Genomic DNA, 25,409 nt, shown 5'->3' with positions numbered 1-25,409 from the left:
GCAGATCAGACGAGGTCGAACCGGTCGAGGTTCATGACCTTGTCCCACGCCGCGACGAAGTCGTTGACGAACTTCTCCTTCGCGTCGTCGCTCGCGTAGACCTCGGCGACCGCGCGCAGCTCGGAGTTCGACCCGAAGACCAGGTCGGCGCGGGTGCCGGTCCACTTGACGTCGCCGGTGGCGGTGTCGCGGCCCTCGAAGGTGTTCGCGTCCTCCGACGTCGCCTTCCACGTCGTGCCCAGGTCGAGCAGGTTGACGAAGAAGTCGTTGGTCAGCGCGCCGGGGGTCTCGGTCAGGACGCCGAGCGAGGACTGCTGGTAGTTCGCGCCCAGGACACGCAGGCCGCCGACGAGGACCGTCAGCTCGGGCGTGCTCAGGGTCAGCAGGTTCGCCCGGTCGATGAGCAGGAACTCGGCCGGCAGCCGGTTGCCCTTCCCGAGGTAGTTGCGGAACCCGTCGGCCGCGGGCTCGAGCGCGGCGAACGACTCCACGTCCGTCTGCTCCTGCGCCGCGTCCACCCGGCCCGGCGTGAACGGCACCGTGACGTCGAAACCGGCGTCCTTGGCGGCCTTCTCCACGCCCGCGGCACCGGCCAGCACGATCAGGTCGGCGAGCGAGACCTGCTTGCCGCCGGCCGCGTTGAAGGACTGCTGGATGCCCTCAAGGGTGCCCAGCGCCTGCGCGAGCTGGTCGGGGTCGTTGGCCTCCCACCCGCTCTGCGGCTGCAGGCGGATGCGCGCGCCGTTGGCGCCGCCCCGCTTGTCGCTGCCACGGAAGGAGGAGGCCGACGCCCACGCGGTGGACACGAGCTGGGACACCGACAGGCCGGAGGCCAGGACCTGCGCCTTGAGGGCGGCGGCGTCCTGGGCGTCGATGGACTCGTGCGTCGCCGCGGGCAGCGGGTCCTGCCAGAGCAGCGTCTCGGCCGGGACCTCCGGGCCGAGGTAGCGCACGATCGGGCCCATGTCGCGGTGGGTCAGCTTGTACCAGGCCTTGGCGAAGGCGTCCGCGAGCTCGTCGGGGTTGGCCAGCCAGCGTCGCGTGATCTGCTCGTAGATCGGGTCGTAGCGCAGCGCGAGGTCGGTCGTGAGCATCGTCGGCTGGTGCGTCTTCGACGAGTCGTGCGCGTCGGGTACGGTGCCCGCGCCCGCGCTGTCCTTCGGCCGCCACTGGTTGGCGCCGGCGGGGCTCTGGAACAGCTCCCACTCGTAACCGTAGAGGATCTCCAGGAAGCTGTTGTCCCAGGTGATCGGGGTGTTGGTCCAGATGCCCTCAAGACCGCTGGTGATCGCGTCGCCACCCTTGCCGGTGCCGAACGTGTTCGCCCAGCCCAGGCCCTGCGCCTCGATCGGGGCGGCCTCGGGGTCGTCGCCGACGTTGTCGGCCGGGCCCGCGCCGTGGGTCTTGCCGAAGGTGTGGCCGCCCACGATCAGGGCCGCGGTCTCCTCGTCGTTCATCGCCATCCGGCGGAACGTCTCGCGGATGTCGCGGGCCGCGGCGATCGGGTCGGGGTTGCCGTTCGGGCCCTCGGGGTTGACGTAGATGAGGCCCATCTGCACGGCGCCGAGCGGGCTCTCCAGCTGCCGGTCACCGGTGTAGCGCTCGTCGCCGAGCCAGGTGGTCTCGGGGCCCCAGTAGACGTCCTCCTCGGCCTCCCAGACGTCCGGGCGGCCGCCGGCGAAGCCGAACGTCTTGAAGCCCATCGACTCCAGGGCGACGTTGCCGGTGAGGATCAGGAGGTCGGCCCACGAGAGCTTCTTGCCGTACTTCTTCTTGACCGGCCACAGCAGACGGCGGGCCTTGTCCAGGTTCCCGTTGTCCGGCCAGCTGTTGAGGGGGGCGAAGCGCTGCTGGCCCGCCCCGGCGCCGCCACGGCCGTCGCTGATCCGGTAGGTGCCCGCGCTGTGCCACGCCATCCGGATCATGAACGGGCCGTAGTGGCCGAAGTCCGCCGGCCACCAGTCCTGCGAGGTCGTCAGCACCTCGGCGATGTCCCGCTTCACGGCGGGCAGGTCGAGGCTCTTGAACGCCTCCGCGTAGTCGAACTCATCGCCGAGGGGGTTGGCCACGGCGGGGTTCTTGGCGAGGATCTTCAGGTTGAGCCGCTCAGGCCACCACTGGCGGTTGCCGCCACCCTGGGTCGGGTGCGGCGCGCGCTCGTGCGCGACCGGGCAGCCGCCGCTCGTCTCCTCCAGCTTCGCGTCAGTGACGATCGCATCGGGGTTCTCGGACATGGAAATCCTTCCGGACTAGAGTTCGGCACTCAGGCAGTGCGGCTGGCGGAACAGTCGGGGCACACGCCCCAGTAGACGACCTCGGCCTCGTCGATCGTGAAGCCGTGGTCGTTGGACGCGTTCAGGCAGGGGGCATGGCCCACCGCGCAGTCGACGTCGGCGACGGCCCCACACTCCCGGCACACGATGTGGTGGTGGTTGTCCCCGACGCGCCCCTCGAACAGGGCCGGGCTGCCGGCCGGCTCGATGCGGCGGACGAGCCCCGCCGCGGTGAGCGCGTTGAGAGCTTCGTAGACGGCCTGCAAGGAGATGTGGCCGACGCGATCACGCACCCCGGAGGCAAGCGCCTCGACGCCGAGGTGGTCGCCCTGCCGGACGGTCTCGAGCAGGGCGACGCGCGCGGCCGTCACCCGCAGGCCGGCGCCGCGAAGCTCCTCGGCGGTGGACGGAGTCCTGGATGCGGTCATGACCACCCAACATACCTACTTAAAGGCGAACGATACAAGAGAACGAATGATCCAAATCTCGTAGTCAGTCGCCCGGGTGCGGCTCGGTGGCGTGGCACCGCTCCGCGCCAGGGCCTGGCCGGGCTGTCCATCGCGTCGGAATGGTGGACCGCCCCGCTGCCCCTCGCCGACTCCCCCGAGGCAGAACAGCGGTAAGGCGCACGACCATCTCGTCCGTCAGCACCGGCCTCTCCTCATCCATGACCGAAACGCGCCTCATGACAGGAAGCGGTCATCGGCGTGCAGGTTGATGGCCGCGCGAGGACCGAATTCCGGAGCGGATTCGCCGCACACTGAAAAGCGTCGGAACACATCAGCGAAGGAAAGGCAGGGAGGGAAATGACGAGCGCCGTTGTTTCGGATGCCCGAAACAGCACCAAGTGGCCGCCACGCTGGCATGAATTCGTCAATCACCGGGGCGACACCCGTCCCCATATCGCGTTACGCACGGACGAGCCGGGAATTCGCGGGCTGTTCCGGTATCAGCCGGAGGCGGCGCAGCCTTTGAACCAGCTCTCTGAGGTGCTCCTGTGCGGCGACAGCCCGCTGAGCCGGGCCGAGCGGGAGCTGATCGCGGCCTACGTGTCGTCGCTCAACCGCTGCCGCTTCTGCTACCACACGCACGCGGCCTTCGCCGCCGTACGGTTCCCTGAGGGCATGGCGCTGGTCGACCAGGTCCGCGCGGACCCCGAGAGCGCGCCGATCACGGCCAAGTTCAAGGCCCTGCTGGCGATCGCGGGCGCGGTGCAGCGCGGCGGTCAGGAGGTCACCGAGGACCACGTACGCGCGGCGCGCCAGGAGGAGGCCACCGACCGGGAGATCCACGACACGGTGCTGATCGCGGCGGCGTTCTGCATGTACAACCGGTACGTGGACGGCCTGGCCACGCTGGCCTGCGACGATCCCGGGCACTACGCCCAGCGGGCCGAGCTGAACACCGGTTACGTGAAGGTGTGGAACGACGCGCTGGACGAGGCCGTTTGAGGCCCCGTCCAGCCCGCGAAAGCGTCAGGCGAAGAACTCGTCCACGGAGTAGGGGTCGTGCGGGTAGCTCGACCGTTCGCTGATCTTGCCGTCAGTGATCCGGAAGAGCTGCATGCCGTGGTCGTTGAGGCTGCGGCCGTCGCGCTCGCCGCGGATCCGCAGCACCGCGGCCACGCGGTCCTCGCCGGCCAGGTAGTCCTCGGGCTCCAGTCGCAGGGTGCCCGTGGTGGCCTTGGACAGCTGGGCCAGGTAGCCGAGAACTTCTTGCTTGCCTTGGTAGTCACGGGCCAGCGGGCCGCGCCCTGGCACGTGGAAGACCACGTCGTCGGTGAGGAGCCGGTCTCGGAGATCGTCCAGGTCACCCTTGGCGAGGGCGTCGTAGAAGCCGCTGGCGACAGTGATGTGTGGGTGTTCAGCCATACAATCCGTCCGATCACAAACAGGGCTATAGGACCGTTCGCGACCTTACGTGGCGACGACCCGTGAGACAAGGAGGGGCCGTGCGGTAAATGACGGACACAATCCCAGGAAGCGTTGACAGTGGACGAGCGGCACGCCGATCATGCAAACGGATTAAGCACAACTAAGGAGCCTTGATGCCCCATGTCAGCATCAATTCCGAGGAGCCGGGAATTCGCGGCCTCTTCGTCTACAGCCCGGAGACGGCCAGACCGCTGAACGCCCTGGCCGAGGTGCTGCTGCGCGGCGACAACACGCTGACACGTGGCGAGCGCGAGCTGATCGCGGCCTACGTGTCGGGACTCAACGAGTGCCGCTACTGCACCGCCTCGCACGCCGCGTTCGCCGCCGCGCAACTGCCCGAGGGCATGCCGCTGGTCGACCAGGTACGCGCCGACGCGGACGGCGCGCCGATCTCCGACAAGCTCAGGGCGCTGCTGGCCATCGCGGCCGCGGTCCAGGAGAGCGGCAGAAAGGTCACCGGCGCGCTGGTCGAGTCGGCCAAGGCGCAGGGCGCCACCGACCGGGAGATCCACGACACGGTGCTGATCGCGGCGGCGTTCTGCATGTTCAACCGGTACGTGGACGGCCTGGACACCCATGCCCCCGACGACCCGGCGGTCTACGCCACCGCGGCCGAGCACATCGTGACCAATGGCTACGTCCCCAGACCGGGGCAGACCTGGTGATCCACGACCACCGCTATCTGATCGTCGGAGCCGGGCCCGGCGGGCTGCAGCTCAGCTACTTCCTGCAGCGCGCCGGGGCCGACTACGTCACGCTGGAACGGGAGGCCGCGCCGGGCGGCTTCTTCCGCCGCTACCCGCGGCACCGGCGGCTGATCTCGCTCAACAAGGTCCACACCGGCACGGACGATCGGGAGACCCAGCTCCGCTGGGACTGGAACTCCCTGCTCAACGACGGCCCCGACCTGATGTTCCCGAGCTACTCTCAGGAGTACTTCCCGCACGCCGACGACCTGGTGCGCTACCTGGCCGACTTCCAGCACACCCACGAGCTGCGGGTGCGCTACTCCACGCCGGTGCGGCGGGTGGACAAGGACGGGGACCGGTTCGTCGTGCACGCGGGCGACGACGTCTACCGCGCCGACTGCGTGATCGTGGCCAGCGGCTGGGGCGGGCCGTACGTGCCCGACATTCCCGGCATCGAGCTGGCCGCCGGTTACGAGGAGGCGCCCGTGACCGGGGACGAGTACGCCGGGCAGCGGGTGCTCATCCTGGGCAAGGGCAACTCGGCGTTCGAGACCGCGCAGGCGCTGCTGCCGTACGCGTCGGTGATCCACCTCGCCAGTCCCAGCCCGGTGCGGTTGTCGTGGACCAGCAAACATCCCGGGCACGTGCGCGGCATGTACGGCGCGCTGCTGGACAGCTACTGGTTCAAGACCCTGCACGCGGTGCTGGAGTGCACCGTGGACCGGATCTGGCGCGAGGGCGACGGATATCGGGCGGCGATCACGTACACGCTGGCCGAGGGTGAGCAGGAGGTGCTCGACTACGACGCGGTGTTGCGCTGCACCGGGTTCACCATGGACACCGGGCTGTTCGGCGAGTCATGCCGTCCCGACCTGACCCCGAACGGCCGCCTGCCGGCCGTCCGCCCCGACTTCCAGTCCGCCAACGTCGAGGGCCTGTACTTCGCCGGCACCCTCATGCAGGCGCGCGACTTCAAGCGGGCCTCCTCGGCGTTCATCGACGGCTTCCGCTACAACCTGCGCACGCTGGCCGCGCTGCTCTGCGAGCGTTACGACGGCGTGCCGCTGCGCTCGCGGGAGGTGCCCGCCGGCCCGGACGAACTGACCGAGCACGTGCTCGGCCGGGTCAACCACAGCTCGGCGTTGTGGACGCAGTTCGAGTACCTGTCCGACGTGTACGTGCTCAGCCCCGCGAGCAACCGTGACGAGGAGCCGCGGGAAGGCCACGCGGCCGGCCGTGACGAGGAGCCACAGGAAGGCGGCCCCACGGCGCGGCACTACGAGGACCTGCCCGAGGACTACGCCGTGGCCCGCTTCGCCGGCCACGACCTGTATCTCACCGTCACCCTGCGCTGGGGCCGCCGCGACCACCCCGACGTGTTCGCCATCCAGCGGCACCCCACGCCCGAGCGGGCCGACGAATGCGCCTTCCTGCACCCCGTCGTACGGGTCTGGCGGCGCGGCGAACTGCTCGCGGAACGGCACCTGCTGGAGGACCTCCAGGCCCGCTGGCAGGACCCGGTACGCCACATCGCCCCGCTCCGCGCCTTCCTGTCCGAGCAGCTACGTTAGGAACCGCGCCACCAGATCATCCACCACGTCCTCGGCCGCGCCGGCGGCCCGCTGCCGGGCGGCCCCACCCCCCGCCTCCCGCAACCATCGCAGCCCGAGGGTCACCGTCTCCAGGTCGCCGCTGTCCGCCAGCGCCGGCCGGATGTGCTCCAGCAGCCCGTCCACCACCTCCGCCACCGGCACCTGCCGCCCGGTGAACGGATCGACCCCATGCCCGTCGAGCCCGTCCCTGGCGGCCCGCCAGTACGCCACCCGCAACAACTCGGCCGGAACCCTGGGCCCGGGATCGCCGGCCTCCACCCGCCGCAGCGAGACCGTGACCAGCGCCCGGACCACGAGCGCCAGCAACACCGACTCCCCCGCCGTGGCGGGCACGTCGGTCACGCGCACCTCCACGGTGGGCAGCCGCAACGACGGCCGCGCGTCCCAGAAGATCGTCGCGGGATCGACCAGCGCGCCGCTCTCGGTCAGCGCCGCGACCAGGCGCTCGAAGTCGTCCAGGCTCTCCAGGTAGGGCGGCGGCCCGGCCACCGGCCACTTGCTCCATGACAGGATGCGCCAGCCCGCGTAACCCGTGTCGCGCCCGGCCCAGAACGGCGAGTTGGCCATGAGGGCGATCAGGGCGGGCAGCCAGGGCCGCAGGTGGTTGCAGACCAGCACCGCCCGCTCCCGGTCCGGCAGGTGCACGTGGACGTGCCCGGCGCAGATGGCCTGCTCGTCGTGGAGCGCCCGGTAGTTCGCGATGCCGAGGTCGTAGCGGGGATGCTCGGTGATGGGCGGCGGAACCGCGTCCCCCAGCACGGGCGTGCCCGAGGCGACCACGGCGAGTCCCACGGCCTCGGCGGCGGCGGAGACTACGGCGCGCATGTGCCGCAACTCCCGCTCCAGCTCGGCGGGCCCGGCGCAGGGCGGCGTCTTGGCCTCCACCTGGAACTGGGTGATCTCCGTGCACACCCGCTCGCCGAGCTCCTCCGCGGCCCGCTCGACGACCAGCCCGGCCCGCGGCGTCACCTCTCTGGTGCGGGGATCGACGACGAGGTATTCCTCCTCGACCCCCATCAGCGGGCAGAGCGGGTCGAAAGGCGTGGGCGTCGGCGTTGCGACGGTCGCGGTCATGCGCATTCCTTCCGGCGGGACGTGGCAGGTCCCATCATGCCCGCGCACCTGAGTGCGGCGGCTCCCGTGGCGGGAGCCGCCGCTTCACCGTCGCCGCAGCCGTCCGGCGGCCACCACCAGCACGGCCAGCCCGGCCAGGATGAGGAGCGTGATGAACATCCACTCCCCGGAGCCGCCAGGGCCGTAGACGCGGTACGGGCGCCCCGTGTCCACCGCCGCCGTGCTCTGGCCGGCGACGAGCAGGTCGCGGTCGCTGCCGTACAGCTCGATGTCGTTCCGCTGGACCCGCCCGTCGTCGGAGGAGAAGTCTCCCGACCAGACGCAGGACTCATGCCCCGGGTGTTGCACGCACTGCAGCCGGGTGGCCGTGAAGACGCCGCTCACCCCGTCCGCGCGCGCGGCCCGCACGGCGGGGCCCACCTCCGGGACGGACACGAACAGCAGCACCAGGCCCACGATGGCGATGATCACCGTGAACATGGTGTCCGGCCGCTGCTTCGTGAGCGTCATGTCGCGGGCACGAGAACCGGAGCGCAGGTGCAGTTCGCCCCTGCCTGCTCCTTCGCGCGGCGGTGCAGCACCATCGCCACCACCATGGGGACGAAGACGACGGCGTTGTAGAACAGGTGCAGTTCCATCCGGGGCAGGACCAGTTGCAGGACGCTCGTCGGGACCGGCCGGCCCGCCAGGTAGAGACCGCTGAGCTTCTGCGCGAGCAGCAGCAGGTGCTCCATGTGGTGCCACACCTGGATGCCAAGAGAGATGTTCCACCAGGTGCGCGAGCTGCCGGCGAAGCCCTTGCGCAACATGATGAGGCCCACGAGCATGAGCAGCGCGTATCCATAGTGCATCCACTCGGAGGTCACCAGCCACGGGAAGGGCAGCCCGAGCACGCCCCGGGCGTCGGCCAGCGGCCAGCCCCAGGCGTAGACCTGAATGGCCTGCACCACGTGCTCGGCCCAGTGGGCGATCACGATGAACATGAAGACCCCGAGCGCGGCCTTGTGGTGGCGTCCGTTGAGGTCCAGGTTGAAGGCAGAGCCTCGGATCGAGGTCGTCGCCATTACTCACCTCGCGTTTTCTTGCGGGACGGTGCCTGACAGGGTCACAGTGACGCGGGACTTCCGGGGACGCATCTCCCAAGCTGCGGTAATGCGGCTATTCCCCCGATCTTCCTGCCCTTGGTGGATATACGGCCCGGCTACGCTTTCGTTACCTTGCACACCCCCTGACCCGCAGGACGGCATATGACGACGAAAGCCCTCTCGGTGCTCTGCGCCGTGTTCCTCACCCTCCTGCTCTCCCCGGCCACCCAGGCGCAGGCCGCCGACGCGGCGACCGCGAAGTCCGCCGGCCGCAAGTACGCGCTGCTGTCGGAGGCCACCGGTAAGTACGTCACCGCCGAACTCGGCTTATCAGGCGACCAGTACGGCAAACTGCGCGCCACTGCCGACCGCGTCAGTTCCGGGGAGACGTTCACCCTGCACACCGACACCGACGGCAAGACCACCGCGCTCCGGCAGGAGTCCAACGGCCGCTACGTGTCCGCGGAGTTCCACGACGCGGGAACCCACGAGGGCATGCTGCGCGCCCGCCAGGACGGCTCCATCGGCGCGTGGGAGCGGTTCACGCTGGTGCCGGCCGGCCAGGGCCGGTACGCGCTGAAGTACACCTACGACGGGCAGACCCGTTACGTCTCGGCGGAGGCCGACTTCTCCGGCGCCGACGAGGGCCTGCTGCGCGCCAGGGCGACCGCCGTCGGCGCCTGGGAGCGGTTCACCCTGCGCGAGCTGCCGTACACGGCGACGACCTCCCCCGCCGCCCCGCGGGCGCGCGACGTCAGGGTCATGTCCTGGAACCTCTGCGCCAACAACGGCGACTGCCCCATGTACGCGAAGACGGAGTCAGAGTTCACCATTGCCGTCACCAGCGCCGCGAAGACCGCCGGAGCGCCCCAGGTGATCTTCTTCCAGGAGTTCTGCGAGAAGCTGGCCAGGCCCCTGGAGCTGGCGCTGGAGGCCCAGCCCGGCTCGGGCGGCTGGGACGTGCGCTTCGCCCCCATCCAGCACCAGGGCAGCGCGCTCCCGGCCCAGAAGACGTGCGCGAAGAACCGCGGCGCCTATGGCGTGGCCGTGGCGGTGCCGGAGGAGAACACCTGGTACGAGGCCGTCGAGCTGCCCTCCCCGCCCGGCAAGGAACAACGCACCGCCCTGTGCGCCACCATCGAGTCCTGGGCCGTCATCGCCTGCTCCGCGCACTTCAGCACCGGCGGCCCCACCTACGACGACCCGGACAGGACGTACCAGGTGCGCCAGGCCCAGACCATGATCGACGCCCTCGCCGCACGAACGGGCTTCCGGCCGATCTTCGGCGGCGACCTCAACGTCACCCCCGACCTCCCGGTGCTGAAGGCGCTCTACAGCGGCTACCGGGAGTGCGACCAGGGCACGAACCGGCCCACGAAGGACGGCATGAAGCTCGACTACCTCTTCGCGCCCACGGACGCGTCGTGGACGTGCCAGGTCATGTCCTCGACCGGGCCCTCCGACCACCGGGCGATCTGGGGCACGGTCCACCTGCCCGCGTGATCAGTCCACGCCGTCGTAGTCGACCAGCAGGTGGCGCGGGCCGCGCAGGATGGGGCTCGGCCGGTAGGGAGGCGGGTCGGTGACGAGGCGGGGGTTGCGCAGCCTGCGTACGAGCTCCGTCAGCACGATCTGGGCCTCCAGCCGGGCCAGCGGCGCGCCGAAGCAGTAGTGGACGCCGCCGCCGAAGCCCAGGTGCTCGTTGCGGGGGCGGCAGGGGTCGAACCGGCCGGGATCGTCCACGTGGGCCGGGTCGCGGCTGCCCGCGGCCAGGGCCAGGACGATGGGCGATCCGGCCGGGATGGTGGTGCCGGCGACGGTGATGTCGTCGAGGGCCACCCGTGAGGACACGAGCTGCACGGGCGGCTCGAAACGCAGCAGCTCCTCGACGGCCGGGATGATCAGGCCGGGGTCTTCGCGCAGGCGTGCCAGCAGGTCGGGTTCGCGCAGGAAGGTGAGCATGCCGTTGGCGATGAGGTTGATCGTGGTCTCGTGGCCGGCGATCAGCAGCAGCACGGAGGTGGCGACGACCTCCCGCGGCGTCATGCCGCCCTCCGGCCCCCGGTACGTGACGAGCCCGGACAACATGTCCTGCCCCGGCTCCTGCCGGCGTACCTCGGCCAGCCCGCCGAGGTAGCCTTCCAGCTCCTTCGCCACCTCATGCCGCTCCCGCTCCCGTTCCGCGCGGTCCTCCTCGCCCGGCCCGAGCGTCTCGATGATCTGGTCGGCCCACGCGTGGAACTGCGACTCGTCCTCCTCAGGCACGCCGAGCAGCCGGCAGATCATCGCGACCGGCAGCGGGTAGGCGACCTCGTCCACGAGATCGGCCCTGCCCTTGCCCGCGATGGCGTCGATCAGGGCTGTGGTGACCTCCAGCATCGCCGGCCGCAGCGCGTCGATCGTGCCGGGCGAGTGCGGCGGCCCGAAGTGCCGCATGGTCAGAGCGCGCAGCCGGTCGTGCTCGGGCGGGTCGAGCCCGATGAACGAGGGCGTGATGTCCGGCGGCTCGGCCGCGGAGACGAGGTGGCGGCGGTCGGAGCTGATGCGCGGGTCGTGCAGCAGCTCGACGATCTCGCGGTAGGTGCTGACGACGTACGTGCCGTCCTCCTGCCGCGCCACCGGCGTCTCGCGGAGCCGGTCGAGGAGCGGGTAGGGATTGGCGCGCTCCGCCGGGTCGAGGATCCGCTGGAAGACGTTGTCCGAGGTCATGGCATGTGCTCCCTGTGCACCAGCGTGGCGCGCCGCTCCGCCGGATCGTGACCGGTCACCACCACGGTCGCCCCCGCCGTGGCGACCAGCCTGTCGGGCACCCGCGCCGGCTCGGGGCGCGCCGCCTCCCGCCGGTTCACGTGCCGGAACTCGGGCGGGAACGGCGCGGCCCGCTCGATCAGCCGCTGGTAGAACTCCAGCCACAACCCCTGGTCGAAGGTGACCGCCGCGGTGACCCGCCCCTGGTAGCCGTACACGGCCACGAACCGCCGCTCCTCCGTCGAGCCCTGCGTGATGACGATCTCGTCGGCGAACGTGGGCACGCCGACCGACTTGATGTTGACCCCGAACTGGCTGGACCAGAACACCGGCACCGCCAGGTGCGGCCATCGGTGCGCCTGTCCCGCGACCATGTTGTGGGCGGCGATCTCGGCCTGGGCGACCGCGTTGCCCCAGTGCTCCAGGGTCATGAACTGGTACTGGTAGAGCGGGTGCGGGAACCGGGCGATGTCCCCGGCCACGAACACGTCGTCCATGACCAGGCCGTTGGTGTCCACGGCCCGGCACCCCGCGTCGCAGGCCACCCCCCACACGCCGGCTGCCAGCCCGGAGTCGTGCAGCCACTCGACGTTGCGTACGGAGCCGAGCGCGACGACCGCCACCTCGGCCTCCACCGTGCTGCCGTCCGACAGCCGGGCCCCGCGCAACCGCCCCTCCACGTCGCCCTCCAGGGCCGTCACCGTGGTGTCGCAGCGCAGGTCCACACCGTGTTCGAGCTGCATCTGGGCCGCCACGTCGCCGATCACGCCGCCCAGGGCGTTGACGAGCGGGGCGGGGCCGCGTTCGACGACCGTGACCGGCAGGTCCAGCTCGCGGCAGACCGAGGCGATCTCACAGCCGGTGAACCCGCCGCCGAGGACGAGCACCCGGCGCGGGCGGGCGGCCAGGGCCTGCCGCAGCCGGGCGGCGTCCTCCAGGGTGCGCAGGGTGTGGACGCCTTTCAGTGCCGCCTCGGTCTCGTTCGGCCAGGGGCGGGCGCGGGTGCCCGTGGCCAGCAGGACGCGGTCGAAGCCGATCTCACGGCCGTCGGCCAGCCGTACCTGCTTGCCCTCCACGTCCAGCCCCGTCGCCGGGGTGCCCCACAACCACTCGGCCTCGACCTCGCGCAGGCGGGGCAGCATCGTGTGGTCGGACGGCACCTGCCCGGTGAGCACCTGCTTGGACAGCGGCGGCCGGTCGTAGGGCTCGTACCGCTCGTCCCCGATCACCGTCAGCGACCCGCCGAACCCCTCGCGCCTGAGCACCCCGGCGGCCCGCGCCCCGGCCAGCGAGGCCCCGACGATGACGATGCGCCCGTCGCTCTTCATCGGCGCAGGCTGTTCCGCGGGGGTGCGCGTCTCCGTCCAGTCGAGGTGGATGGCCTGGACCGGGCAGGCGGCGGTCGCCCGCAACACCTGGTCGCGCTGCTCGTCGCCGGGGTCCAGGTCGTACAGGAGCGACTCTTCCTTGATGGTGAATACGTCCGGCGCGAGGAAGGCGCACTGACCGTATCCCTGGCAGCGCGTCAGATCGACGACGACTTTCACGTGGCCACTCCCCCGTCGAGCCCACCCGCTCGTCTGGCCTTACCCCTGCCGTCCGGCTCGTAGCGCGGCCGACGTGATCATTCCCTGGTCTTTGCAGGGACATGAACCGCTGTGTGCCGCTCCGCGTACCTTCGTACATGAGTTGGAGAATGACCGTCGCCGTCGCGCTGCTGGGACTGCTGGCGGCAGTGAGCGGCTGCAGCGCGGCGGCGGACACGTCGGCCGGGTACAACGAGGCGGACGTGCGGTTCAGCCAGCAGATGATCGCCCACCACCGTCAGACCATCCACCTCGCCGAGCTCGCCACGGAGCGGGGCGGCAGCGCGTACGTGCGCGAGCTGAGCGCGAAGATCATCCCCGGCGAGCAGGCCGACATCCAGAAGATGTCGGGCTGGCTGAAGTCGTGGCAGCAGGCGGTACCCGCCGAAGAGGCCGCGGAGGAGGTGATCAGTTGCGGGCCGGGGCCGGGTTCGACCGGGGGTGGCTGACGATGTTGTCCGGGCACCTCGAGCACGGGATCCACATGGCCAAGGAGATCCAGACGAAGGGCGAGCACGCGCCGACGCGGCAACTCGCCGACGAGATCGTGCACGTGCAGAGCGATGAGCTGGCGGCCATCACGAAACGCCTGGCCACCTGACCTGCGGTCCCGGAAGCCTTCGAGGCTCCGGATGGTGACGTGCAGCCCAGGTTGCCAACATCGCCTCTTAGAGAGACAATGTTTGTGGCGCCTCGAACGGCGAGGTGGGTAATACTGGAGATCCGCGAAGGAGGCCGGAAGGACAAGTTGGTGCGCCCATGACCGAGCGCTACCTCGGTGTCCTCGGCGTCGCCGAGGCCCTGGGAGTGAGCCGGCACGCGGTGCACAAGTGGCGCACACGCTATCCGGAAGGCTCCGAGCACGCCTTTCCCAAGCCGGACGTCGAGGTCGACGGGGCTCCCGGCTGGCGGTCCGGGCGGCTGGAGGAGATCGTCCGGTGGCGTGAAGGGCTGCCGGGGCGTGGGTCCGGGGGCGGGCGTCCTACCGCCGCACGGCAGGACTACCTCAAGGCGGCGATGGCTCGCGGCCTGGACCGGGACGAGGCGTTGCGGGCGCTGGCCACGTTCGCGGTGGAGTTCCCCGAGATGAGCGAGCCGCAGCTGTGCGCCTGGCTCGTCGAGAAATTCCGCCGCTGACCCCTTTCGCGGAACACATCACACAGAAGGCGATGACGCATGCCCGAGATCAGCGGAGAGACCGCAGCGGGATTCGAAGCGGTACGTACGGCGTTCGCCGCCAATATGGCCTCCGGGCAGGAGGTCGGCGCGGCGGTCAGCGTCTACCTGCGGGGACGAAAGGTCGTCGATCTGTGGGGCGGGATCGCCGACCCCGGGACCGGCCGCCCGTGGGAGCGCGACACCCTGCAGATCGTCTACTCCACGACCAAGGCGGTCACGGCGGCCTGCGCCCTCCTGCTGGCCCAGCGGGGCGAGCTCGACCTCGACGCCCCCGTGGCCCGCTACTGGCCCGAGTTCGCGGCGGGCGGCAAGGAGCACATCCCGGTACGGTGGCTACTCACCCACCAGGCCGGCCTGCCCACCCTCGACCACCCGATCACCCCGGCGGAGGCGATCGCCTGGGAGCCCGTGGTGAACGCGCTGGCGGCGCAGCGGCCGTTCTGGGAGCCGGGCACGGAACACGGCTACCACGCGCTCACCTACGGCTGGCTCGTCGGCGAGGTCGTACGCCGGGCGAGCGGCCGCGGCATAGGCACCTTCCTCGCCGAGGAGATCGCCGCGCCGCTCGGCCTGGACCTGTGGATCGGCCTGCCCGAATCGGAGCACCACCGGGTCAGCCGCATCGTCTCGGCCCCGGGCGGCTTCGAGCCCTCCGCGATCGACCTGGACGCCGTCCCCGAGCCCATGCGCGAGGTGATGGCGGCCTACGCCGACCCTGCGTCGCTGACCGTACGCGCGATGACCCTCGTCCAGCCCGCGCTGGACCACAACGACCCGGCGGAGCAGGCCGCAGAGATGCCCGCCACCAACGGCCTCTGCACGGCCCACGCCCTGGCCCGCTTCTACGCCGCCCTCATCGGCGAGGTGGACGGGCACCGCGTCCTCACCGCCGGCGCCCTCGCGGACGCGACCGTGGAACAGGCCGCCGGCATCGACCGCATCCTGCGCGTACCCGTCCGCATCGGCACCGGCTTCGGCCTGCCCACCCCGGACGCGTACTGGTACTCCCCCACGGCCTTCGGATTCGGCGGCCTCGGCGGCTCGATCGGCTTCGCCGACCCGGAGAGCGGGCTGGCGTTCGGCTATGTGATGAACCGCCTCCAGGAGGGGGTGCCGGACACGCGGGCCGCAAGCCTGTTCGACGCCGTCAAGGACGCGATGAAGGCACACGGGGTGGACGCAGGCCGTCCATGACGATCTCCAGCAGGTGGCGCGAGCGGTCCTCCCACCCGGGCTCCCGATCACCGCGCCACAGGAAGCTCACCAGCAGCAGCAGCTCCCCGGCGGCCACGTCCTGCCGCATCAGGCCGGCCCCCTTGCAGGCCCCCAGCAGCCGCTCGATCGCCTCCACCACCGGCCCGTAGTGCTCACCGGCGAGATCGGCCCGGGTGGCGGCCTGCAACACGCCCGCGACCCCGTGCTTGATCCGCCCGAAGGCCCCCAGCCGCTCCAGCCACAACCACAGCGCCTCCCACGGCTCGTGCTCGGCGAGCAGCGCGGGGGCGGCATCGACCAGTTCGCTCACGTCCTGCCGGTAGACGGCCAGCACCAGCGCCTCCCTGGTCGGGAAATGCCGGTAGAGAGTCCCCTGCCCGACCCCCGCCTTGGTGGCGATGGACTTCAGCGTGGCATCGCCGGAGACGGCGAGCGCCTCGCGGGCGACCTCAAGGATGCGTACGCGGTTCTGCTCCGCGTCGGACCGCAAACCGCCCATTCCGCCTCCCCGATCGGCCCACCGGACAACTGTCCGGTTCCAGGCTATCGCGGGACGGCCCGGCCGACGCGCCGCAGCGACCGGTCGGCGAGCGTGGTCAGGAGCAGCAGGACGGCGACCGCCAGCAGGAGCACGCTCAGCCCGTGCAGTCCCGAGGTGGTGGCCCCGTGCCGGTAGAAGGCGGCGTTGGCGGCCGCGGCCAGCAGGGCGCCGATGTACATGAAGGTCCGCAGCAGCCCGGCGGAGGAGCCCATGCGGTCCAGGTCGGCCTGGGCGTACAGGGCGTTCTGGTTGGCCAGCCCGATCAGCCCCTGCGGGACGCCCACGACCGCGGCGATGACCACCAACGACCAGACGGGACTGGACGGGCCGAGCGTCAGCAGCGCGGCGCACCCGGCGATCTGGACGAGCGCGCCGACCACGAGCTTGCCGCGCACCACGGCGCGCCGGCCGGTGAGCGCGGTGACCACGATGGCCGCCCCCGACATGGGCAGCAGGAGCAGACCCGCCTGGTACGCGCTCAACCCCCGGCTCTCCTGCAACCACTGCGTGAACCCGTACAGAAAGGCGTAGGAGGTGGTGAAGGCCAGCAACTGCCTCACGTACGTGGCCAGCAACCGGGCATTGCCCCGCAACACCCGCAGATCGATGAACGGCTCCGCGTTGCGCCACTCCCACCACACGAAGCCCGCCCCCGCCACGACGGCGATCCCCACCAGGTACGCGTGCTCCACCCCTGGCCCCATCAGGAAGAGCATGAAAGCGGTCAGCATGCCCGCGAACGCCACCATGCCCAGCACGTCCACCCCCCGCGCGGGGTCGGTGCGCAACTGCGACCGCCTCGGCAGCCGCAACGCCCCCAGCACCAGGCAGGCCAGCGACAGCGGGACGTTGATCGAGAAGATCAGGTGCCACCCGCCCGTCTCGATCAGCACGCCGCCGACCGTCGGCCCGACCACCGAGATGACCTGGTTGGAGACGGAGAGCAGGGCCAGGATGCCGCTCGGGTTACGCAGGCCGGTGCGCTCGGACTCGCTGCGCAGCAGGAACATAGACGCCGGATACGCCGCCGACGTGCCGATCCCGAGCAGCACCCGCGAGACGATCAGCCAGCTCAGGTCCGGCGCGAACACGGCCATCCCCCCGGCCACGCCCACCAGCGCCGTGCCCATCAGGTAGAGCAGGCGCGGCCCGTACATGTCCACGAGCCGCCCGATGACCGGCTGCCCGACCGCCGTGGCCAGGTAGAGGGCCGTCACCAGCCACGCGGTCCGCGACGGCGGCACACCGAACGCCGCGCCGATCGGGATCAGCGCCACCGCCAGCATGGAGGAGTTGATCGGGTTGAGGATCGAGCCCAGAACCATCGGCAGGACGAGTCTGCGGTCGAACCCTCCCGAGTCCCGCCTACGCCCGGATCGCGCGCGGTCCGTCACGATCGCGCGGAGGACGAGCCGCCCATCCCTTCCCGTACCACCTCGTCATCGGTCATCCCATCACCTTAGAACGGCCGCCTGAGCTGCGCGGATTCGGGGGTCATCCGGCCGGCCGCCGCCGGCGAATGAAGGGGGGAGGCCGAGCGAAGGGGGCTCAGCGCATGCGAGGGTGGCCGTTCGTCGGGCGGGAGGCGGAGCTGGATCGGGTGCGATCCCGCCTGTCCACGGGAGATGCGGTCGGAGTGGTGATCGCCGGGGAGGCGGGCGTCGGGAAGACCTGGCTGGCCCGCGAGATCCTGGCGGAACACGCGGCGGGCGGGGCTCCGACCGGCTGGATCGCCGCGACCAGGGCGCTGGCGGGCATCCCCTGCGGGGCGGTGGCCGCGCTGCTGCCCGCCGACCGGCTCCCCCGCGAGCCGGGCCTGTCCATGCTGGCGCTGGCCGAGGCCACGGTGCGGGAGTGGGGTGAGGGGCGCAGGGTGGTGCTCGGGTTCGACGACGCCCACCTGCTCGACGAGGGGTCGGCCGCCGTGCTCGGGCATCTGGCCGGTCAGGGGCTGGTCGTGCCGGTGATCACCGTACGGGACGGCGAACCCGTACCGGACTCCGTCGTGGCGCTGTGGAAGGACGGGCCGGCCGTGTGGCTGGACCTCGACCCGCTGCCGCCCTCGGCCGTCGATCGGCTCATCGAGCACGAGTTGCATGGCGGGATCGAAGGGGTGACGCGGACGCGGCTGCACGGCCTGGCCGCGGGCAACCCGCTCGCCCTGCGCGAACTGCTGTCGGGGGCGGTCGCGAACGGGACGTTGCGGCGGGCGTACGGGGTGTGGCACTTCACCGGCGAGGCCCGTCCGCGCGGCGGCGTCCGGCAGCTCCTCCTCGACCGGCTGCGGCCGCTCGACCGGTCCACCAGGCTCGTGCTGGAGCTGCTGGCCTGCGGGGAGCCGCTGCAACCGGCCCTGCTGGAGCGGCTGGCCGGCGCGGCGGCGATCGAGGAGGCGGAGGAGTGCGGGCTCGCGGTGTCGGAGTGTACGGGCGCGCGCGTGCAGGTGCGGCTGGCCCACCCGCTCTACGGCGAGCTGGTGCGCGCGGACCTGTCGGCCTCGCGGGCCCGGCTGCTGGCGGCCCGCCTGGCCGGGGCCGCGCTGGCCGCTCCGCTGCGCCGTCGCGACGACGCGCTGCGGGCCGGGATCTGGCAGCTCGAAGGCGGGGCCGTGACGCGGCCGGACATCGTGGGCCTGGGCGCGCGGCAGGCGATCGAACGCGCCGATCTCGCGCTGGCCGAGCGGCTGGCCCGCGCCGCCCGGGACGCCGAGCCCGGCCCGCACGCCGACGCCCTCCTCGCCGAGATCCTCGAGTACCGGGGATTCAGCGAGGAGGCCGCGGCCGTGCTGTCGGATGTGCCCCCGCCGGGCCCGGAACGGGTGCGCTGGGCCCTGGCCCGCTCCGACACCCTCTACTTCGGCTCGGGCGACATCGAGGCGGCCGTCGAGGCGATGGACCTGGCCGGCGGCGACCTGGTGGAGGGCAACCGGGCGTGGATCTTCATGTTCGACGGGCGCTGCGCCGCCGTGATCGAGACGGCCAGGCGGCTGCTGGCCTGGGAGTCGGCCGATCCCCAGGCCGTCCTGTGGGCCACCGCGTCGGCCACGGCGGCGGCAGGGTTCCTGGGCCGGCCCGCCGAGGCGGCCTTCTTCTTCGAACGCGGGCAGGCGCTGATGGCCGCCCACCCCGGCGAGTACCCGTGGGCCGTCGTCCAGCACAACATCGGCCGCTGCCTGGCCTGCCTGGCCCTCGGGGACCTGGTCACGGCCTGGCAGGTGGCCGAGGAGGACTACCGCGAGATCCTGGCCGGGCCCGCGCCGCTCATGGGGGCCGGCTCCGTCGGGTTCCGCGGGCTCGTCGAATGCGCCCAGGGGCGGCCCGTCACGGCCGCGCAGTCGTTGTGCGAGGCCGTCTGCGCGCTGGAGAACCGCGACGCGGTACGGCTGACCGGGGTGTTCATGGCCGGACTCGGCACGGCGAGCACGCTCGTCGGTGACGACGCCGCCGCGCGTACGTGGGTCGAGCGGGCCATCTGGCGGGACAACGGCGCCAACCGCGTCTTCGCGCCCTGGATCATGCTCGCGGACGCCTGGTCACGCGCGGCGGCCGGCGAGCTGACCGACGCCGCGGACTCCGCCCGGCGCGCCGCCTCGCTGGCCCGCGACATCGGCCTGCCCACGGTGGAGTGCCAGGCCCACTACGACGTGGCCCGGCTGGGCGCCGCCGCCGACCTCACCCGGCTGGAGGAGCTCAGCGTCCGGCTCGGCACCCCGCTCAGCCGGGCGCAGGCCACGGCCGCGCGCGGGCTCGCCGGCCTCGACGGCGACGCGCTCTGCGCGGCGGCCACCGGCTTCGCCCGGCTCGGCCACGACCTGCTCGCCGCCGAGGCCGTCACCGCGGGGGCGCGGGCGTACCGGCGTTCCGGGCTGGCGGGCAAGGCGGGCATGGCCGTCGAGCGCGCGGCCTGGCTCCGCGACCGCTGCGAGGGCTCCGTGACGCCGCTGCTGGAGCAGGACTCGACCGCCGTGCTCACGCGCAGGGAACGCGAGGTCGCCGTCCTGGCGGCCCGGCACAGCAGCAAGCAGGTGGCCGAGCGGCTCGGGCTCACCGTGGCGACGGTCAACAACAACCTCGCCCGGGTCTACGCCAAGCTCGGCATCTCCTCCCGCGCCGACCTGTCAGCCCTCCTGGACAGCTGAGGGGTCAGGCGCGGAAGCGATCTGGACAGCTGAGGAGTCAGGCGCGGAAGCGATCTGGGCAGCTGAGAGGTCAGGCGCGGAAGCGGTCGGTGGCCTCGATGAGGTGGTGCAGGGTGCCGGGTTCCGCGCCCGCGTGGCCGGCGTCCTCGACGATCTGGAACTCGGCCTCCGGCCAGGCCAGATGCAGGTCCCAGGCGGCCTCGAACGGCGTCTTCATATCGTAGCGGCCGTTGACGATCACGCACGGGAGGTGCCTGATCGCGCCGACGTCGAGCAGTTCGCCGTCCTTGAGGAAGCAGCCCTGGCCGAAATAGTGCACCTCGATCCGGGAGAAGGCCACCAGGTCGCGGTCGTCGAGCGGCGGCGGCGGAACGGGCAGCAGCGTGTTGGCCGACAACTCCCAGGCGGCCCAGGCCCGCGCCGCGGGAACGTGCACCTCCGGGTCCTGGTCGAACAATCTGCGGTGGTACGCCTGCAGAAGATCGTCCTGCTCGTCGGCAGGGATGAAGTCCCGAAAAGCCGCCCATTCCGCCGGGAACAGCCGCGCAGCTCCCGTACCGGTGAACGCCCACACCTCGTCGGCGGGCCGCGCCAGGTAGATGCCGCGCAGCACGAGTTCGCTCACCCGTTCCGGATGCCGGCGCGCGTACGCCAGCGCCAGCGTGCTCCCCCACGACCCCCCGAACACCTGCCAGCGCCCGACCCCCAGCCGCTCCCTGAGCCGCTCGATGTCATCGACCAGGTGGCCGGTGGTGTTGGCCGCCAGCGACACGCCCGGATCACCGGCGTGCGGGCGGCTCCTGCCGCAGTTGCGCTGGTCGAACAGCACGATCCGGTACGCCTGCGGGTCGAAGAACCTGCGCATGGCCGGCAGGATCCCGCCACCCGGGCCGCCGTGCAGGAAGACCACGGGCTTGCCGTCCGGGTTCCCGCTGACCTCCCAGTAGAGCTCGTTCCCATCGCCCACATCGAGCATTCCGGTCTCGTACGGCTCTATTGGCGGATAAAACGTCCTTTGTCCCATGGAATCTATTTATATGTTGATTTAGGTTCGCGGCGGGGCAGGAGGATCGCCGCCGCGCACATCAGGCCCGCCGCCGCGAAGAGCGTGACGCGGCTGTCCGCCCACGTCGCCACGAGCCCACCGAGGAGGATGAACAGCGGCTGGGTAACCGTCGTCGCGAACGACCACAGAGCCGCCACCCTGGCCATCAGCTCGTCGGGCGTGTGCTGCTGGCGGTAACTGGTCATGGTGAGTTGGCCGCGCCGGCGAACAGCAGCACCATGCCGAACCCGAACCCGCACATCACCAGGCCGAGCGTGCCGGGCAGAGCGGCGGGGATCAGGAAGTACCAGGGGCCGCGTAACATGCTCGCCCACCACAGGCCGCGTACCGCCCCCAACCTGGCCACCAGCCGCGGCGCGAGCCGGGCCCCCGCGAAGCCGCCCAGCGACGGGACGCCCATGATCAACCCGTACTGCCAGGGCTCGAATCCCAGGTCGCGCAGGTAGTAGACGGCCGACACCGCCGCGGCCATCGAACTGGCCCCCGCGAAGGTCACCCAGCTCACCAACATCGGCCGCAGGGCCGGATGCCGCCACGCGAAGCGCCACCCGGCGAACAACTCCTCGCGCCGCGAAACGTGGGCCTCGCGTACCGGCGCAGGGGGTTCCGGGGTGCGCAGGGTCCTGATGGCGAGGGCGCTGAACAGGAAGGACACCGCGTCGATCACCAGCGACCCCACCGCGCTCAGCAGCCCGATGAGCGCCCCGGCGGCGGACGGGCCGACCGAGATGCTGAGCCAGCGCGTCGACTCCAGGCGGCTGTTGGCCTCGATCAGGTGCGGGGCCGAGACCAGCGCCTTGAGGTGGGACTGGGCGGCCGCGTTGAACGCGATCTGGCAAGAGGCGTTCACGACGGCGATCACACACAGGTGAACGAACGTCAACGCGCCCAGGGCCGCCGCGACGGGCACGCTCGCGATACCGGCGAACCTCACGAGGTCCGTCGCGATCATGATGGGCCGCTTGCGCCGGAACTCCACGTACGTGCCCAGCGGGAACGCCAGCAGCGCGGTGGTGACCGCGGTGAGCGCGGCCAGCAACGCGACCTGGAACGCCGAGGCGTGGATGACGGTGACGGCGACCACGGGCAGGGCCACCATGCCCACGGCCGATCCGAGCTGGCTGACGGTCGAGCCCGACCAGAGTCGCCGGAAATCGCGTCGTTCTTGGGGGTGCGTCTGGGAGGAGATCATCTCCTCACATTGTGCTCCAATCGGCGCAGAGGTCGGCGTGCTCTAATCGGCGCACAGGTCGGCGAAGCGGCGCACGTCGATGTTCCCGCCGGAGACGATCAGGCCGATCCGGGAGGGCACGTCCCGGACCCGTCCGTTCAGCAGCGCCGCCAGCGGGGTGGCGCCGCTGGGCTCGATGACGATCTTCATGCGTTCGAACGCCAGCCGCATCCCCGCGCGAATGTCGTCCTCACTCACCAGAGCGACGTCGTCGACCAGGTGTTTGTTGATGGAGAACGTCAGCTCGCCCGGGATCTCAGCGGCCTGGCCGTCGGCGATCGTGCGCGGGATCGGGATGGAGACCCGGTGACCCGCCTCCAGCGAGCGCTTGGTGTCGTCGCCCTCCTCGGGCTCCACGCCGATCACCCGGATCCCCGGCAGCAGACCCTTGGCCGCCGTGGCGCTGCCCGCGATGAGGCCGCCGCCGCCGATCGGCACGAGCAGCGCGTCCAGGTCGCCGACCTCCTCGATCAACTCCAGCGCCGCGGTGCCCTGGCCGGCGATGACGTGCGGGTGCTCGTACGGGGGGATCAGCGTGAGGCCGCGCTCGGCGGCGAGCGCCTCCCCGATGGCCACCCGGTCGCCGGTGTAACGGTCATAGGTGACGATCTCGGCGCCGTAGCCGGCGGTGGCCTCCCGTTTGGAGCCCGGCGCGTCCTCAGGCATGACGATCACCGCGCTGCTGCCCAGCTCACGCGCCGCCAGCGCGACGGCCTGGGCGTGATTACCGGACGAGTACGCGGCCACGCCCTTCGCCAGTTGCCCCGGTGAGAGCCTTGAGACGGCGTTGTAGGCGCCGCGGAACTTGAACGCCCCGATGCGCTGGAAGTTCTCGCACTTGAGGAAGACCTCGGCGCCGACCAGGGCGTCCAGGGTGCGGGAGCGCAGAACGGGCGTACGGTGGGCAACGCCCTTGAGCCGCGCGGCGGCGGAGTGGACGTCGTCCAGGGTGACCGGCAGTGCGTTCGTCATGCTCGCTGTTCCTCCGCTTGTTCGGGAAAGCCGTCACTACAAGGCAACCGTCACATCAGGAAAGCCGCCATATCAGAGCGGCCACCCACTTCAAGACAGCCACCACATCACGGCAACCGCCACGTCGCCACAGCCGTCACCTCGCCACAGCCGTCAGTTCAGGAAGGTCGCCAGCGACTCCAGCCAGCGTTCCGGCTGGTCCACGTGGGCCATGTGGCCGGCCTCGTCGATGATCACGGCCGCCGCCGAGGGGATCAGCCGCGCGCCTTCCTCGGCCAGCGCCGCCGGGAACGTCATGTCCTGCCGTCCGTGCAGCAGCAGGATCGGCAGGCCGAGCCCGGCCAGGCGTTCGGCGGCGCGGTCCGGGCGCGCCGAGGGCAGGGTCCCGGCCCGGAAGGGACGCAGCCATTCGGCCGAGAAACGTACACGGGAGAGACGTTCGCGGTAGTCGTCAAGAGCTTCGGCACGCCACACGTTCGCCTCGGCGCCGGCGAAGGCGGCGGCCCGGGTGAGCTCGGCCCCGGACAGCCCCGGATCCGACCACACGTCCCTCTCAGCGACGACCCGCCGCTCACGCTCCTCCCAGCCGGCGAACGCGTCCGCAGGCACGGGCAAAACACTGCTGGAGGCAATCACGAGCCGCCGCACCCGATCAGGCGCAACCACCGCCAACCCCTGCGCAATCAGACCACCATACGAAAACCCCAGCACGTCGGTACGCTCCACACCCAGCGCGTCGAGCAGCGCGACCAGATCGTACGTGGCCGCGTCGGGAGTGTAGTGCCCATCAGGCAGACCACGAGTCGATTGCCCGCATCCCCTCAAATCAGGAAAAATCACGTCATGCCGGTCAGCGAGTCGAACCAATGGTTCTCGAAGATAGGTGTGATCCCAATCGGGCCCACCATGGATCACCAGCAATGGATCGCTTCCCGGAACGCGTACGGTGAACAGCTCCACCACCGAATCATCCGAAACGCGAACAAACATCTCATAAATCATTTATCTCAGCCCTCCTGGCATTCGACGATACGATTCCTTTCCTTATCAAGCCGACAAAGGTGTCATGAGTGACAGCGATCAGGTCATAGGGCGAGACGGCTCCCCTGGAGGTGCCGCACGGAATCGATCCGACCACACCAGGATCGCACGAGTGTACGACTGTTTCTCGGCGGCAAGGACAACTACGAGGCCGACCGCAAGGTGGCCGAAGAGGCCCTGAAGATCGCCCCCGACGCCCGCGAGGCCGGCCGCGCCAACCGCGCCTTCCTGCGCAGGGCCGTGCGCCACATAGGCGGCGAGGCCGGCATCCGCCAGTTCCTCGATGCGGGTTTCGGTCACGATCGGGGGTCCCATCGGCCCATGTCATACTCGAGCCTCACCAGTTGGGCCGTTTACCAGACCATGACGGGCTCGTGGGGCGTGCTCCAGCCGTGCACCTGCTCCACTCGCCGCACGCAACGCCACAGAGTGTGAATCGTGGTTGCGGACAGGCAAACCTCCGCGCCCCCGCCGCTTCGCGTAGAAGCGGCGGGGTGGCTCGTCTTCCCAGAACTCCCACCTATCTTGTGCGAAGGGTGTCATTCGGTCATATACGGCGTCCCGTCATGCGCCTTCCTCCATTCGATCTGGGGGCTGCGTTCTCACCCGAAGGCGAGAACGCAGATATTCGAAATACAACGCTGTCGCGCTGTATCCCTGACGGGAATCACGGATATTCAGATCAAAGGCGTCCAAAAACTCGACCTTGGAAAGCGCCCTGCTCCGTGCGTGCTTCTGACCCAGCAGGGAAGCCTTGTACGCTGCGGGATGATCTCGGCTCCATGCGTCTCGCGCCATGCCCGATCACGCCCCGCCAAAAGCGGAAGAGCCTGATGCCCGAAGATGCCCACACCGGGCGGCGATACGCCCTGCTGCCCGCTTCGGGTCTGCCGTGCGGTGATACGCGTAGACAGTGAACTCCACCGGCGGCCCGTTCCACCAGGCCCGGAGCTTGGTGATCAGCAGCACCCCCGCACACCCGGTCACCCGCCCGCACCGCGCACACACGCGCCCGATCACCCGC

Annotated in this window: 25 protein-coding genes and 1 pseudogene; 11 read left to right on the top strand and 15 right to left on the bottom strand. The window is 70.8% G+C overall.

The genetic code is table 11. From position 1 onward, the window contains the following. Positions 1-5: 5 nt before the first annotated feature. Together katG and ACFPZ3_RS24335 are read right to left on the bottom strand one after the other, a co-directional pair. Positions 6-2,234 (bottom strand): catalase/peroxidase HPI, encoded by a 2,229-nt coding sequence (gene katG / locus ACFPZ3_RS24340; RefSeq protein ID WP_379516516.1) that lies wholly within the window; start codon positions 2,232-2,234, stop codon positions 6-8. A gap of 29 nt (positions 2,235-2,263) precedes the next feature. Continuing rightward, complete coding sequence (locus ACFPZ3_RS24335; RefSeq protein WP_379516515.1) at positions 2,264-2,701, bottom strand: Fur family transcriptional regulator; 438 nt, start codon at positions 2,699-2,701, stop codon at positions 2,264-2,266. 474 nt (positions 2,702-3,175) lie between these two features. Here ACFPZ3_RS24335 and ACFPZ3_RS24330 point away from each other — a divergent pair, with 474 nt between their 5' ends. Then, entirely contained in the window at positions 3,176-3,724 is a 549-nt protein-coding gene (locus ACFPZ3_RS24330; protein ID WP_379516715.1) for a carboxymuconolactone decarboxylase family protein, read from the top strand. Positions 3,725-3,748: 24 nt separating this feature from the next. On the opposite strand, the gene ACFPZ3_RS24325 is transcribed toward ACFPZ3_RS24330, so the two are convergent. Continuing rightward, complete coding sequence (locus tag ACFPZ3_RS24325; protein WP_379516514.1) at positions 3,749-4,144, bottom strand: nuclear transport factor 2 family protein; 396 nt, start codon at positions 4,142-4,144, stop codon at positions 3,749-3,751. Between the two features lie 176 nt (positions 4,145-4,320). On the opposite strand from ACFPZ3_RS24325, the gene ACFPZ3_RS24320 reads away from it, so the two are divergent. Both ACFPZ3_RS24320 and ACFPZ3_RS24315 read left to right on the top strand, forming a co-directional pair. Further along, positions 4,321-4,872, top strand: a complete 552-nt coding sequence (locus tag ACFPZ3_RS24320; RefSeq protein ID WP_379516513.1) for a carboxymuconolactone decarboxylase family protein — start codon at positions 4,321-4,323, stop codon at positions 4,870-4,872. Beyond that, a complete protein-coding gene (locus ACFPZ3_RS24315) occupies positions 4,869-6,467 on the top strand; it encodes an NAD(P)-binding domain-containing protein (protein WP_379516512.1) in 1,599 nt (532 codons plus the stop codon). The genes ACFPZ3_RS24320 and ACFPZ3_RS24315 overlap by 4 nt, the downstream gene beginning before the upstream one ends. Here the strand turns inward: ACFPZ3_RS24315 and ACFPZ3_RS24310 are convergent. From ACFPZ3_RS24310 to ACFPZ3_RS24300, 3 genes are all read right to left on the bottom strand, one after another. Beyond that, positions 6,459-7,583, bottom strand: coding sequence for a carboxylate-amine ligase (locus ACFPZ3_RS24310; RefSeq protein WP_379516511.1), 1,125 nt, complete (start codon positions 7,581-7,583; stop codon positions 6,459-6,461). The two genes, ACFPZ3_RS24315 and ACFPZ3_RS24310, sit on opposite strands and share 9 nt — an antisense overlap. An 84-nt stretch (positions 7,584-7,667) precedes the next feature. Then, positions 7,668-8,093 (bottom strand): hypothetical protein, encoded by a 426-nt coding sequence (locus tag ACFPZ3_RS24305; RefSeq protein WP_379516510.1) that lies wholly within the window; start codon positions 8,091-8,093, stop codon positions 7,668-7,670. Beyond that, on the bottom strand, positions 8,090-8,647 hold the full coding sequence (locus ACFPZ3_RS24300; RefSeq protein WP_379516509.1) for a hypothetical protein: 558 nt from the start codon (positions 8,645-8,647) through the stop codon (positions 8,090-8,092). Before ACFPZ3_RS24300 ends, ACFPZ3_RS24305 begins: the two co-directional genes overlap by 4 nt. A gap of 183 nt (positions 8,648-8,830) precedes the next feature. On the opposite strand from ACFPZ3_RS24300, the gene ACFPZ3_RS24295 reads away from it, so the two are divergent. Further along, complete coding sequence (locus tag ACFPZ3_RS24295) at positions 8,831-10,171, top strand: endonuclease/exonuclease/phosphatase family protein (protein WP_379516508.1); 1,341 nt, start codon at positions 8,831-8,833, stop codon at positions 10,169-10,171. On the opposite strand, the gene ACFPZ3_RS24290 is transcribed toward ACFPZ3_RS24295, so the two are convergent. Together ACFPZ3_RS24290 and ACFPZ3_RS24285 are read right to left on the bottom strand one after the other, a co-directional pair. Further along, positions 10,172-11,377, bottom strand: coding sequence for a cytochrome P450 (locus ACFPZ3_RS24290; protein WP_379516507.1), 1,206 nt, complete (start codon positions 11,375-11,377; stop codon positions 10,172-10,174). Further along, positions 11,374-12,963, bottom strand: coding sequence for an FAD-dependent oxidoreductase (locus ACFPZ3_RS24285; protein WP_379516506.1), 1,590 nt, complete (start codon positions 12,961-12,963; stop codon positions 11,374-11,376). The genes ACFPZ3_RS24290 and ACFPZ3_RS24285 overlap by 4 nt, the downstream gene beginning before the upstream one ends. Positions 12,964-13,112: 149 nt before the next feature. On the opposite strand from ACFPZ3_RS24285, the gene ACFPZ3_RS24280 reads away from it, so the two are divergent. The 4 genes from ACFPZ3_RS24280 to ACFPZ3_RS24265 all read left to right on the top strand — a co-directional run bounded on the left by ACFPZ3_RS24280 (position 13,113) and on the right by ACFPZ3_RS24265 (position 15,375). After that, positions 13,113-13,451 (top strand): DUF305 domain-containing protein, encoded by a 339-nt coding sequence (locus tag ACFPZ3_RS24280; protein ID WP_379516505.1) that lies wholly within the window; start codon positions 13,113-13,115, stop codon positions 13,449-13,451. Next, positions 13,415-13,603 (top strand): DUF305 domain-containing protein, encoded by a 189-nt coding sequence (locus ACFPZ3_RS24275; protein WP_379516504.1) that lies wholly within the window; start codon positions 13,415-13,417, stop codon positions 13,601-13,603. The genes ACFPZ3_RS24280 and ACFPZ3_RS24275 overlap by 37 nt, the downstream gene beginning before the upstream one ends. A gap of 158 nt (positions 13,604-13,761) precedes the next feature. Further along, positions 13,762-14,139: a hypothetical protein gene (locus ACFPZ3_RS24270; protein WP_379516503.1), complete on the top strand. Its 378-nt coding sequence runs from the start codon at positions 13,762-13,764 to the stop codon at positions 14,137-14,139. Positions 14,140-14,178: 39 nt separating this feature from the next. Further along, on the top strand, positions 14,179-15,375 hold the full coding sequence (locus tag ACFPZ3_RS24265) for a serine hydrolase domain-containing protein (protein WP_379516502.1): 1,197 nt from the start codon (positions 14,179-14,181) through the stop codon (positions 15,373-15,375). On the opposite strand, the gene ACFPZ3_RS24260 is transcribed toward ACFPZ3_RS24265, so the two are convergent. Further along, positions 15,329-15,895, bottom strand: a complete 567-nt coding sequence (locus ACFPZ3_RS24260; protein WP_379516501.1) for a TetR/AcrR family transcriptional regulator — start codon at positions 15,893-15,895, stop codon at positions 15,329-15,331. The two genes, ACFPZ3_RS24265 and ACFPZ3_RS24260, sit on opposite strands and share 47 nt — an antisense overlap. A 44-nt stretch (positions 15,896-15,939) precedes the next feature. Further along, complete coding sequence (locus ACFPZ3_RS24255; RefSeq protein ID WP_379516500.1) at positions 15,940-17,262, bottom strand: MFS transporter; 1,323 nt, start codon at positions 17,260-17,262, stop codon at positions 15,940-15,942. 194 nt (positions 17,263-17,456) lie between these two features. Between ACFPZ3_RS24255 and ACFPZ3_RS24250 the strand changes: the two are divergent. Both ACFPZ3_RS24250 and ACFPZ3_RS24245 read left to right on the top strand, forming a co-directional pair. After that, positions 17,457-17,825, top strand: a pseudogene (locus ACFPZ3_RS24250) (ATP-binding protein); the annotation flags it as partial. A 549-nt stretch (positions 17,826-18,374) separates the two neighbouring features. Continuing rightward, a complete protein-coding gene (locus ACFPZ3_RS24245; RefSeq protein WP_379516714.1) occupies positions 18,375-20,075 on the top strand; it encodes a LuxR C-terminal-related transcriptional regulator in 1,701 nt (566 codons plus the stop codon). Between the two features lie 70 nt (positions 20,076-20,145). On the opposite strand, the gene pip is transcribed toward ACFPZ3_RS24245, so the two are convergent. From pip to ACFPZ3_RS24220, 5 genes are all read right to left on the bottom strand, one after another. Then, on the bottom strand, positions 20,146-21,099 hold the full coding sequence (gene pip / locus ACFPZ3_RS24240) for a prolyl aminopeptidase (protein WP_379516499.1): 954 nt from the start codon (positions 21,097-21,099) through the stop codon (positions 20,146-20,148). A gap of 5 nt (positions 21,100-21,104) precedes the next feature. Next, on the bottom strand, positions 21,105-21,326 hold the full coding sequence (locus ACFPZ3_RS24235; RefSeq protein WP_379516498.1) for a hypothetical protein: 222 nt from the start codon (positions 21,324-21,326) through the stop codon (positions 21,105-21,107). Beyond that, the gene (locus tag ACFPZ3_RS24230; RefSeq protein ID WP_379516497.1) at positions 21,323-22,333 is read right to left on the bottom strand and encodes an MFS transporter; all 1,011 of its coding nucleotides are present in this window, start codon (positions 22,331-22,333) and stop codon (positions 21,323-21,325) included. Before ACFPZ3_RS24230 ends, ACFPZ3_RS24235 begins: the two co-directional genes overlap by 4 nt. Positions 22,334-22,375: 42 nt before the next feature. Further along, positions 22,376-23,344, bottom strand: coding sequence for a threo-3-hydroxy-L-aspartate ammonia-lyase (locus ACFPZ3_RS24225; RefSeq protein WP_379516496.1), 969 nt, complete (start codon positions 23,342-23,344; stop codon positions 22,376-22,378). A 153-nt stretch (positions 23,345-23,497) separates the two neighbouring features. Then, positions 23,498-24,346 carry an alpha/beta fold hydrolase gene (locus ACFPZ3_RS24220; RefSeq protein WP_379516495.1) on the bottom strand — a complete coding sequence of 283 codons (849 nt, stop codon included), beginning with the start codon at positions 24,344-24,346 and terminating at the stop codon, positions 23,498-23,500. A 126-nt stretch (positions 24,347-24,472) separates the two neighbouring features. On the opposite strand from ACFPZ3_RS24220, the gene ACFPZ3_RS24215 reads away from it, so the two are divergent. Beyond that, positions 24,473-24,820 carry an SAM-dependent methyltransferase gene (locus tag ACFPZ3_RS24215; RefSeq protein ID WP_379516713.1) on the top strand — a complete coding sequence of 116 codons (348 nt, stop codon included), beginning with the start codon at positions 24,473-24,475 and terminating at the stop codon, positions 24,818-24,820. Positions 24,821-25,409 lie beyond the last annotated feature (589 nt).

The organism is Nonomuraea insulae, assembly GCF_042656245.1.
Note: the sequence above shows the minus strand (reverse complement) of the source record. Positions and strands in the feature narration are given on the sequence as shown.

Coding starts and splice junctions, on each gene's coding strand:
- katG (WP_379516516.1), bottom strand. CDS start 2,234: ATGTCCGAGAACCCCGATGCGATCGTCACTGACGCGAAGCTGGAGGAG.
- ACFPZ3_RS24335 (WP_379516515.1), bottom strand. CDS start 2,701: ATGACCGCATCCAGGACTCCGTCCACCGCCGAGGAGCTTCGCGGCGCC.
- ACFPZ3_RS24325 (WP_379516514.1), bottom strand. CDS start 4,144: ATGGCTGAACACCCACACATCACTGTCGCCAGCGGCTTCTACGACGCC.
- ACFPZ3_RS24320 (WP_379516513.1), top strand. CDS start 4,321: ATGCCCCATGTCAGCATCAATTCCGAGGAGCCGGGAATTCGCGGCCTC.
- ACFPZ3_RS24310 (WP_379516511.1), bottom strand. CDS start 7,583: ATGACCGCGACCGTCGCAACGCCGACGCCCACGCCTTTCGACCCGCTC.
- ACFPZ3_RS24305 (WP_379516510.1), bottom strand. CDS start 8,093: ATGACGCTCACGAAGCAGCGGCCGGACACCATGTTCACGGTGATCATC.
- ACFPZ3_RS24300 (WP_379516509.1), bottom strand. CDS start 8,647: ATGGCGACGACCTCGATCCGAGGCTCTGCCTTCAACCTGGACCTCAAC.
- ACFPZ3_RS24295 (WP_379516508.1), top strand. CDS start 8,831: ATGACGACGAAAGCCCTCTCGGTGCTCTGCGCCGTGTTCCTCACCCTC.
- ACFPZ3_RS24290 (WP_379516507.1), bottom strand. CDS start 11,377: ATGACCTCGGACAACGTCTTCCAGCGGATCCTCGACCCGGCGGAGCGC.
- ACFPZ3_RS24280 (WP_379516505.1), top strand. CDS start 13,113: ATGACCGTCGCCGTCGCGCTGCTGGGACTGCTGGCGGCAGTGAGCGGC.
- ACFPZ3_RS24270 (WP_379516503.1), top strand. CDS start 13,762: ATGACCGAGCGCTACCTCGGTGTCCTCGGCGTCGCCGAGGCCCTGGGA.
- ACFPZ3_RS24265 (WP_379516502.1), top strand. CDS start 14,179: ATGCCCGAGATCAGCGGAGAGACCGCAGCGGGATTCGAAGCGGTACGT.
- ACFPZ3_RS24260 (WP_379516501.1), bottom strand. CDS start 15,895: ATGGGCGGTTTGCGGTCCGACGCGGAGCAGAACCGCGTACGCATCCTT.
- ACFPZ3_RS24255 (WP_379516500.1), bottom strand. CDS start 17,262: ATGGTTCTGGGCTCGATCCTCAACCCGATCAACTCCTCCATGCTGGCG.
- pip (WP_379516499.1), bottom strand. CDS start 21,099: ATGGGACAAAGGACGTTTTATCCGCCAATAGAGCCGTACGAGACCGGA.
- ACFPZ3_RS24235 (WP_379516498.1), bottom strand. CDS start 21,326: ATGACCAGTTACCGCCAGCAGCACACGCCCGACGAGCTGATGGCCAGG.
- ACFPZ3_RS24230 (WP_379516497.1), bottom strand. CDS start 22,333: ATGATCTCCTCCCAGACGCACCCCCAAGAACGACGCGATTTCCGGCGA.
- ACFPZ3_RS24225 (WP_379516496.1), bottom strand. CDS start 23,344: ATGACGAACGCACTGCCGGTCACCCTGGACGACGTCCACTCCGCCGCC.
- ACFPZ3_RS24220 (WP_379516495.1), bottom strand. CDS start 24,346: ATGATTTATGAGATGTTTGTTCGCGTTTCGGATGATTCGGTGGTGGAG.